Below are 9,582 nucleotides of genomic sequence, written 5' to 3'. Positions count from 1 at the left end.
GATAAACGCAGCGCATACTAATCGCAGCGGGAAAGGATGATACCCAGCATGGCTTTGTGGGGATTTTCCAAGAAAAAGAAATCAGCATCAGCAAAGGGCGCGACAGATGGCGCGCATTCGCCAGCAGCCGAACAGGCAGCAGATCACCAACAATCCTCAGCCCCTGTAGATGGCGGTTCTGCACTGGAAGTTGAGCACGGTGAAGCGACGGCGGCTTCTGGAACTGTCAGTGCGCCCGGAGAAACGGGACCATTTGATGGTGATACGGTCGATATCAACGAATTCGACTTCGGAGATTTTTCCTCCGGAATCTTGGACCTCGGGTCGATCAAAATTGCGGTGCCGAAGGATTCGCAGGTGCAAGTTGAGATGGGCGAAAAAGGCCCGAAGATGCTCCACTTAGTAACCCACTTTGGCCGATTAACGCCAATCGCTTTTGCAGCGCCGTCATCGGCAGGCCAATGGGACGAAGCTGCCGCCGAAATCGCACAAAGCATGAAGCAAAGCGGCGCGGAGGTATCCGTCGAGCAAGGCCCGTGGGGTACGGAGATTGTGGGCGAGAACAAGCAAGCGATCACCCGCGTGATTGGCGCAGAAAAGCCTCGGTGGATGTTGCGAATGACTCTCGCCGGACCAGCAGATCGAGCAGAAAAGCTTGCTGAACTGGCGCGAGAAGTCATCGCCAGGACATTTGTATACCGCGGGGAGAAGCCAATTCTTGCTGGAAATTCCTTGCCTGTGACTATGCCTGCCAACCTGGTGCAGCAAGTACAACAGGCTATGCAACAGCGGCAGGCACAGAGCCAACAACAATCGCCGCGAGTCGACGAGGCGAAGGAATCATTGCGCAATCTTGCAGATGGCACAGCCAATGCAACGGGCACTGCGGATACCTCCAACACAACTGAGACGAAAAACGTCGACAACACGAAGGAACAGCGATAGTAGTGTCCAATCTTGAACTGACCATCGAACGGATGGGGCATGGCGGCGTCGGTATCGGAACAGCTGCTGATGGTCGCGTCGTTTTTGTGAGTTCGACCTACCCAGGGGATCGGGTACGGGCGCAGATCACGAAAGAAAAGAAGTCCTTCATTGCAGCTGAGGTGGTATCAGTCCTAGAACCGAGCAGCTTCCGTACGCAGCCGCGTTGTCCAGCGGCCGCGGTGGGAGCTGGCTGCTGTGATTTTGCGACGCTGGATTTTGAGCACGAGGCAGATCTGAAGCGAAAAGTCTTTGAGGATCAGTTGCAAAGGATTGGAAAATTCACTGTCGCAGAGCTACCACAGGTAGTAACCCAAAACCTTGAGCCCGCTCACGGTTGGCGTACCCGCGTACGCTTCGGCGTCGACGATAATGGTCGCGCTGGGCTGCGCAAGAAAAACAGTCACGAGTTAGTTACTGAACATGCTTGCACACAGCTAGTCGACGGCCTTGCAAGCGGAATCGTCGGCCCGGATGCGAAAAGCTTTCGCCCTGGTGCAGAATTGATCGTCGCGATTGACTCTACGGGGGCACGCCACGTAGTGGAATCCCGTAAATCTGCTCGCGGCAAGCGCACGGAAAAAGTAGAAAAGGTCCTTGAAGGCAGCGGAACCGTTACCGAGGTAGTCAATGGGCATACCTTCGAATTTCCGGTCACGGCATTCTGGCAAGCGCATACTCACGCACCTCAAGCCTATTGTCGGACTATTGGAACCTGGCTGCGTGGCACCACGACATCTGGCGACGGCATAGGTTGGGATCTTTATGGTGGAGTAGGACTGTTCATTCCTACTATTGCACAGGCACTGCAACCTCAGAATCCGTCGGCAAGCACAGTGCATAGCGTGGATACGTCAGCCGCAGCGATGGCCAAAACCCAGCCGGCGTTGCAAAACTTGTCGGTGCAGATGCACAAAAAACAAGTAGAAAAAGCAGTCGGCAGCCTCGATAGCCCTGACGTCGTTGTTCTCGATCCGCCACGTAAAGGTGCAGGGGCAGCGGTTATCAACGAAGTGGCGCAGGCAAAGCCAGCGAAAGTCGTACACATTGGATGTGATCCTGCGACCTGCGCGCGCGATCTGCGTAGCTGGGTTGATAATGGCTACCGCGTCGACAAGCTGAGCTTGGTGAATGCATTCCCAGGGACCCATCATTTTGAGATCATGGCCCTGCTAGAACGGCGAGATAGTTCCCAGTAAATCTTCAGTTCAGGATTATGGAGGGGTAGCGAGTAAGATAGACACGTTAGCTACCGAGCAGTACAGATGAGACGAGGAGTTGAGGTAGAGACAATGGGCCTTCTTCGCGGAATACAGACTCCCGCCGACCTCAAGGCTTTGTCGCCCGAAAAACTCCCGAAGTTGGCGGAAGAAGTTCGTGACTTCCTTATCGAAAATGTGTCGGTGACTGGTGGTCATCTTGGCCCCAACCTCGGGGTTGTTGAATTAACCTTGGCTTTGCACCGCGTGTTCGATTCGCCGAATGAGCCTTTTATCTTTGACACCTCGCACCAGTCTTACGTACACAAGATTGTTACCGGTCGCGCGGATCGGTTTAATACTCTGCGCCAAAAGGATGGCTTGTCGGGGTATACCGCGCGCGCGGAATCTGAGCACGACTGGACAGAATCATCACACGCCTCGGCGTCGTTGGCTTATGCCGATGGTCTATCAAAAGGTTTTTCGCTCGATGGTCGGGGAGACAAAAACGTTGTGGCCGTTGTCGGCGACGGTGCTTTGACTGGCGGGATGTGCTGGGAAGCGCTCAACAACATTGCGGCAGGAAAAGACCGCAACGTAGTGATCGTCGTTAATGATAACGGCCGTAGCTATTCTCCGACGATCGGTGGATTTGCTGAAAATCTAGCTCACTTGCGTATATCTGGTCCATACGATGGCTTGATGGAGCATGGGAAAAAGACCCTAAAGTCGATGGGCTGGGTGGGCAATCGTGCTTTTGATGCTCTGCATGCCTTCAAAGAAGGCGTGAAGCACACAGTTTTACCGACGGAAATGTTTCCGGAATTGGGCATGAAATATGTCGGTCCCGTCGATGGGCACGATTTCGACGCACTGGATCATGCATTTACTTACGCGAAAAACCATCATGGCCCGATTATTGTCCATGTTGTCACGGAAAAAGGGCATGGTTACGCACCTGCCGTGAATGATGAGGCTGACCAGATGCATTCGACGGGTGCAATAGACCGAGTGACTGGGATGCCGAAGTCGAAGTCGCAGCCTGGCTGGACCGACGTGTTTACACAAGAATTACTGGCAGCGGCCGAAAAGCGGAAGGATATCGTCGCTATTACCGCTGCCATGGCTGGGCCGACCGGGTTGACACCATTTGCGCAGCGGTTCCCTGAGAGGTTTTTTGATGTTGGTATCGCTGAGCAGCATGCGGTTGCCTCGGCGGCGGGGTTGGCGTTGGCAGGGTTACACCCAGTCGTCGCGGTGTATTCGACATTTTTGAATCGTGCGTTTGATCAACTCTTGATGGATGTCGCGCTGCTGGATCAGCCGGTGACTTTAGTCTTGGACCGCGCAGGGGTCACGGGATCGGACGGTGCCAGCCACAACGGTGTCTGGGATATGTCAGTTGCCAGCGTTGTGCCGGGCATTCGGATTGCAGCCCCGCGTGACGGTGCCCAACTGGCGCGCTTATTCCAGCAAGCATTGCTTGTCGACGACGGCCCGAGTATCGTGCGCTTTCCGAAAGGCAGTCTTCCGACGGAAATCCCAGCCTGGGCTACGTTGTCCGATGGGGTCGACATCGTGCATTATGGCGATGATGCTAGTGCTGACGGGGTGCGACAGCGCTCAGTATTGGTTGTCGCAGTAGGTGCAATGGTAGAAACCGCCATTGCAGCAGCACAAGACTTTGCAAACGTCACTGTGGTGGATCCGGGCTGGGTTGCGCCTGTAGCTGAATCGTTGTTCAGCTTGGCAGATGGCCATGATGCAGTGCTTACCGTCGAGGACGGGATCGTGCGCGGCGGTATCGGTTCGTTAATTGCAGAAGAATTTTCTGCAGCTGGGATCCACCTACCGGTGCGACAGCTCGGCTTTCCTTCGGTATTCCCACTGCACGCTTCGCGCAGCGAGTTATTAGCAGAAGTCGGGCTTGATGTATCCGGTGTATCGGCCGTGATCAGTGAGCTTATACAGGGTTCGATTGATCCGGAAGAAAAGCGGCAAAAACCGGCCAAATAATATCTTTTTGCCACTCGCGCAATTCGTGTTGTGCCAACAGATCTTCCAGATCGTCTTCGGTGCGGATATTTTGTCCGACAACGAGATCCCAGGTTAACTGCCGCGCGTGTGCCGTACTCAACAAATTTTCTAAAGGTACCGAGACTTCTTCGGCAATTTCCTGTAGGTCTTCACGAATTAATTCCCACTTGATCCACGAATCCGGATCACGTTTTTTCCACACGCGGTTGTTGATGCCGCCAGGAGTTACCCACCCTGCCAGCTCGCCGGATCCCGGAACAGGCAAATCAGATTCTGGCAAACTTTCGGCCTTCGCTACAGCATCGAACCAGATGCTCGAAGCTTTACGTGAATTTCTCGCGCCAGGCACTCGGCATAACTCTGCCAGGTTCGACGGCCGCCGTGCAGCAATCGCAAGAATTACTTTATTTGGCAATAACTTTCCCGGTGATACATCATCGCTGACAGCGATGAATTCGCGTACTCGCCACAGCTCACGCGCGATAGCCAACTCGCGAGGATCACGCAATCCCCGCATTCCTTTGATCATGTGCCAATCACGAATTTCTGGTTCCGTAATATCAGCGTGCTGTGCGCGGACGAATTCGAATTCCTCGGTTGCCCAGTCCCATTTCTTTTGGCTACGGAGCATGTATTCGACTTCGTCAGCAAGTTCCAATAATCTATCGACGTCCAATGCTGCATAGGCTAGCCAGGATTTAGGCAGAGGCGTTGCTGACCAATTTTGTGTGCTGTGTTCTTTCGCCACGCGCACACCTAATAAATCTTCATACATCGCGCCCAAGCTCACGCGGTGCAAGCCGGCTAAACGGCCACCTAGCTCGGTATCGATCAGGCGAGCTGGATATAATCCGAGCCAGGCCAGACAGGGCAGGTCAGATACCGCGGCATGCACAACCCAGGTCAATTTGTTGATAACGGGGGCCAATGCCTCACGGAGTTCGGTGCGTAAACCTTCTGGAGCAAATAAGAAGATGCCGGCGCCGGCTCGGTTGATCTGAATGAGAAATGCCCGGTCATCGTAGCGAAAAGCAGAAGCACGCTCGGTATCGATGGCGATAGGGCCATGACCGGCTGCGATCATATCTGCTGCCGCATAGAAATCGGATTCAGAAGACAGTACTGGCGGGATTCCCGCGGCAGGGCGACGAAGGAATTCGGTCATAATGGTGAAACGGCTAACGGTGTAGTTGGCGCACGCCTTCCGGTGGGAGGCCAGCGACGTGGGCGAGCACTTCAGCGAAAGCTTGCACGTGGTTGGCGAGAATGTTGTCGTCTGCCGTCCACGAGGCGCGCATTTCTAATTGGTAGGCGCGCGGTGGGCCTCCAACTTCACCGAAACGAACAGAGGTTGTTGATGTAACGGTTCCACCGAGATTGGTGTATGCAGCAGAATGAGCTTCTAATCCTTGGCTGAGCCATTGCCAGGCGACGTCGGGGAGTAATGGATCAGTGGCCACGGATGATTCCATGTCTGCTTGGATATAAGCGACCAATCGCATTTCGCCGTCCCAAGATTCTTGTGCTCCTGGGTCGTGCAACAAGATTAAGCGCCCGAATGCGTCACCTTCGGAATTTGTTGGCACAGATTCCGCTTCGCGGTGTTCGACCTCAAGCCCGATGGCATGGCTAAATGGTGCCAACCGCTGTGGCGGGCGGATGGTTCCGAGAGAGATACCTTCGCGCAGGTCGGCCTGGTGCATAGACTCCACTGCCGCAGTAAAAGCCGGTGGGGTCACGTTTCGCCCGGCCTTGGAGGCGGCGGATTCCTGCGCGTTCGTCGACGGATCTGTGTCATTCACAAAGTTCAACCTAATGTTGAGACTCTGCATAGTGGTGAAGGCGCGCCGTGGGGTAGAATTGCCTGCAGAACCACCAGTTGCGTGGTCATTTTCACTGACCACGGTTGTGGCTAGACCGACGAATTTACAAAACCAGGAGGTTTTAATGGCGGATCATCACAAAGAACTGAACTACGATGAACTCAATAAAGTTCAACGCTACAGCCAACACGCGGTATTCAAACTCAACGACGGTTTTGCTGCCGGCGATGCGGAGTCTCGCGAACAGACGGCTGTAGAAGCCCAAGAGTTTTTCGACAACCTTGCAAACGAAGGCGTGGTCGCAGTCCGCGGAATTTATGATCTCGCGGGCATGAAAGCTGGCGCTGATTACATGATCTGGTGGCACGCAGAAAACTTTGAAGATTTGCAAGCAGCTTTCGCAGCATTTCGCCGGGAGACGAAGTTGGGGAAAGCTAGCGCATTAGTATGGGCAGGCAACGGCGTTCATCGCCCGTCGGAATTCAATAAGCGCCATCTTCCAGCCTTTATCATGGGCGAGGACCCTGAAAAATGGTGCTGTGTGTATCCATTTATTCGCTCTTATGACTGGTACATTATGGACGAAGAAAAACGTGCCCGAATTTTGCGTGATCATGGGATGAAAGCACGAGACTTCGCCGACGTGCGGGCCAACACCATCGCGGCATTCGTCGTTAGTGACTATGAGTGGATGCTCTCTTTTGAAGCCGAGGATCTGGGGCGCATTGTCGATCTGATGCACACAATGCGCTACACGGAGGCCCGGCTGCATGTTCGCGAAGAACTGCCGTTTTACACTGGCCGAATGGTCAAAAACCTCAACGAGCTCGTGCAGATTCTGCCTTAAAACTGTGGTGCGACGCGCTGTGTAATTCTGGCAGCGCGAGAGAGCAATGGTGCGCTAACTCGGGATCCAGGATCACCCTGGGGCGGGAGTTAGCGCAATTTTTCTTGTTGGTCCGTCGAAGGCTATTCGGATTCAGTGAGCGTCATCGCAATGGAGTTGATGCAATAACGAAGGTCAGTTGGTGTGTCGTAGCCTTCGCCAGCAAATACATGCCCCAAGTGTGAGTGGCAACTTGCGCACAGGACTTCTGTACGGACCATGCCGTGCGAGCGATCTTCCCTTTCGATCACGGAGTCTCCTGCTAGTGGAGAAAAGAACGACGGCCAGCCGCAGTGCGAAGAAAACTTTTGATTGGAGCGGAACAATTCCGCGCCACACGCGCGGCACGAGTAGATGCCCTCGGTTGTGGTATTAGTGTATTCGCCGGTGTGCGGAGCTTCGGTGCCACCTTCACGGAGCACGCGGTATTCTTCTTTGCTGAGGCGCTTACGCCACTGATCATCAGCCATCAGGGAAAAGTCAGTCATGCGGGTTATTCTACGCCCGCGAAGCGGTATTTCGGTCGGCTTCAGCAGCTGAGCCATTGAGACCTTGAGCACTCGTCTGGTGACGATCGTGCAACAACCACGAGATAGCGCAGACAGCCGTCGTCAAGAGTAATAGAGCCCAGCCCGCGGTGGCGCTGAAATAATTTATCCATTGCCCGACAGGTAGCGCAGTGCTTGGAGTCCACGTTGTCACCCAATTCAGTGGTGACAAAAACAAGATCGTTGCAAGCCACGTTGGCCATATATGGAACACACTGCGTGAACGCGTGACGCTAAAAATCATGGGGAACAACAACATCGAATAGTACATCTGGCCGAGTGACGACAAGAAAAAGACGCCACAGAATAAAACACCAGCCGTGGTTACCAACCACAAAAGATGGTCAGACCGACGAATGATGAGCAATGCCAGGATCGTGACACCGGCCGTGGCCGCAAAAAACAGCCACAGCGGATAATACAGCCAGTCTGGCATGTTGAAATACGCTGCGAGCCCGGGGAGCGAAGAATTGGCGAAATCACGTGTCTGGCTCAGATGCGGGACGAGCTCAGCCCGATAGTTGCTGGCCCCCGGGGCGATTGGCCAAGTTAGCAAATTCAGGCCCACGGGGACAGCGATCCCCACGATGATCGTTGACCACCACCGCATTATGAATGGAAGAAACAATAGCGGGGCGAATTGAGGCTTGACGACGATCGCCAGGCCGATAATCAGGCCTGCGCTCCAGCGAGCCCAGCGTTGTTTTTTGGTCAGACACCAGAGGTATCCAACTAACGCCAACAACAATAAGCCGTTGATATTCGAAAAAACCAGGGTGTTGCGCACCGATTCAGTCAACGCAGCCATGACGATGCTCAGCGGAAACAGGACGCTTCGTAGAGAAAAACCGAACATGCGCGTCAAAATGGCTAAGGACGCGATGATGCTGGCTGCATTGGCAAAGATGAAGCACGCTCGCGCGACTTCGGCACTAGCGATCAATCCAATCGGGGAGAGAAAAAGGGTAGCTCCGGGATTATAAAGATAAAGCGGATCAGTGTGGTGATAGACCTGCTCATAAATGTTTTTGCCATTGAGGAAACGCTGCAGAGCGGAATATACCGTCGTGAAGTCGTCGGTCACTGCGCCATTGAGGCTTTCGACGAATAAGAGCTGCAAGCCCAGAACCACAGCCAACGGCCAGAGAATGAGCGGGGCGAGCACCTGCAATTGAGTGTCTACTAGGCCAGCTCTTTTCCGACCTCGTTGTCCTGACGAAATTTTTTCACCTGCCATGCTCGCTGTGTTTCTCGCTGTTTCCATTGCTTTGAGCTTAGCTGTCGCCTCGACCATAGCGCAGGAAAATAGTGCTATCCGGGCATGATTGCACAGATTCTAAATGCATATTTTGGGTAGCGAGGTGGTCGCTGGTGTCGCGGGTGATAGGAGATTCCACCGCTGAGCTCAGTGTCGGGTCGAGGGTGAGGTAGAACTGATCTACGGCATTGCTGGCGATCAAGCCTCCGAAAATTGCAGGTCCACCTTCGCACAAGATTCGCTTGAAACCTAAGTGCTTCAGCGTGTCAATCCAATTTTGTGGGTTGCCATCGTTGATGTTGTGCACATCTCCAAATTTTTCAAGGCGATGGATTAATGGTTTCTTTGTCGAATCAGACAATGAGTTATCAGGGACTAGGAAAATATGTGGAGTGAAATAGTTGTAAAAGAACTGCTTGTCCCAATGAAATTCCATTGAAGCGGTCACTACAGCCATGCGAGCAGGGACAGGGGAGTTCTCCGTCGGCTGTACACCAAAATAATTTTCTGAACGTACGGTTTCCGCCCCGACTAGTACGACGTCACACCAGTCCCGCAGTGCATTGAGGAGTTTACCGTCAAGGTCGTTGCCGAGCGCCTTTGAACGGCCGTCAACTGTAGCGGAACCGTTAAGAGTACTCGCACAAATTGCGCGTACCGAAAGTGTTTCCGGGGTTGGACTTGTCGGCCCGAGTAAATCTTTCAGCAGAGGCTGGTCCATGATTCTCCAAACATTGGTGCTCTCATTTTCCGAGGACGAAATTGTGTTAGTCGGTATGCTTATACTATGTCCTCGTAACTGGACACTATGGCTTCGCAACTAGGCCTAGCATGATTCATTCAAGCA

The 9,582-nt window shown here is 53.6% G+C and carries 9 protein-coding genes; 4 read left to right on the top strand and 5 right to left on the bottom strand.

Going from position 1 to position 9,582, the window contains the following annotated elements:
- The first annotated feature begins 48 nt into the window (after positions 1-48).
- From RCH87_RS09085 to dxs, 3 genes are all read left to right on the top strand, one after another.
- Positions 49-945 carry a DUF3710 domain-containing protein gene (locus RCH87_RS09085; protein ID WP_306516385.1) on the top strand — a complete coding sequence of 299 codons (897 nt, stop codon included), beginning with the start codon at positions 49-51 and terminating at the stop codon, positions 943-945.
- Positions 946-947: 2 nt separating this feature from the next.
- Positions 948-2,183 (top strand): class I SAM-dependent RNA methyltransferase, encoded by a 1,236-nt coding sequence (locus RCH87_RS09080; RefSeq protein WP_306516384.1) that lies wholly within the window; start codon positions 948-950, stop codon positions 2,181-2,183.
- Between the two features lie 93 nt (positions 2,184-2,276).
- Positions 2,277-4,199 (top strand): 1-deoxy-D-xylulose-5-phosphate synthase, encoded by a 1,923-nt coding sequence (gene dxs / locus RCH87_RS09075; RefSeq protein WP_306516383.1) that lies wholly within the window; start codon positions 2,277-2,279, stop codon positions 4,197-4,199.
- On the opposite strand, the gene RCH87_RS09070 is transcribed toward dxs, so the two are convergent.
- A complete protein-coding gene (locus RCH87_RS09070; RefSeq protein WP_306516382.1) occupies positions 4,147-5,385 on the bottom strand; it encodes an HRDC domain-containing protein in 1,239 nt (412 codons plus the stop codon). The two genes, dxs and RCH87_RS09070, sit on opposite strands and share 53 nt — an antisense overlap.
- Before the next feature lie 13 nt (positions 5,386-5,398).
- Positions 5,399-6,022 (bottom strand): DUF3000 domain-containing protein, encoded by a 624-nt coding sequence (locus RCH87_RS09065; RefSeq protein WP_373690969.1) that lies wholly within the window; start codon positions 6,020-6,022, stop codon positions 5,399-5,401.
- A gap of 145 nt (positions 6,023-6,167) precedes the next feature.
- Here RCH87_RS09065 and hemQ point away from each other — a divergent pair, with 145 nt between their 5' ends.
- Entirely contained in the window at positions 6,168-6,890 is a 723-nt protein-coding gene (gene hemQ / locus RCH87_RS09060; protein WP_306516380.1) for a hydrogen peroxide-dependent heme synthase, read from the top strand.
- Between the two features lie 122 nt (positions 6,891-7,012).
- On the opposite strand, the gene msrB is transcribed toward hemQ, so the two are convergent.
- The 3 genes from msrB to RCH87_RS09045 all read right to left on the bottom strand — a co-directional run bounded on the left by msrB (position 7,013) and on the right by RCH87_RS09045 (position 9,456).
- Positions 7,013-7,417 (bottom strand): peptide-methionine (R)-S-oxide reductase MsrB, encoded by a 405-nt coding sequence (gene msrB, locus RCH87_RS09055; RefSeq protein ID WP_306516379.1) that lies wholly within the window; start codon positions 7,415-7,417, stop codon positions 7,013-7,015.
- 10 nt (positions 7,418-7,427) lie between these two features.
- Complete coding sequence (locus tag RCH87_RS09050; RefSeq protein WP_306516378.1) at positions 7,428-8,642, bottom strand: glycosyltransferase family 87 protein; 1,215 nt, start codon at positions 8,640-8,642, stop codon at positions 7,428-7,430.
- Positions 8,643-8,751: 109 nt separating this feature from the next.
- Positions 8,752-9,456, bottom strand: a complete 705-nt coding sequence (locus RCH87_RS09045; RefSeq protein ID WP_306516377.1) for a dihydrofolate reductase family protein — start codon at positions 9,454-9,456, stop codon at positions 8,752-8,754.
- Between the last annotated feature and the right edge of the window lie 126 nt (positions 9,457-9,582).

Source organism: Corynebacterium sp. (assembly GCF_030826625.1).
Lineage (GTDB): Bacteria > Actinomycetota > Actinomycetes > Mycobacteriales > Mycobacteriaceae > Corynebacterium.
The sequence above is the reverse complement of the archived record's forward strand: the minus strand, read 5'-3'. Positions and strand labels throughout refer to the sequence as shown.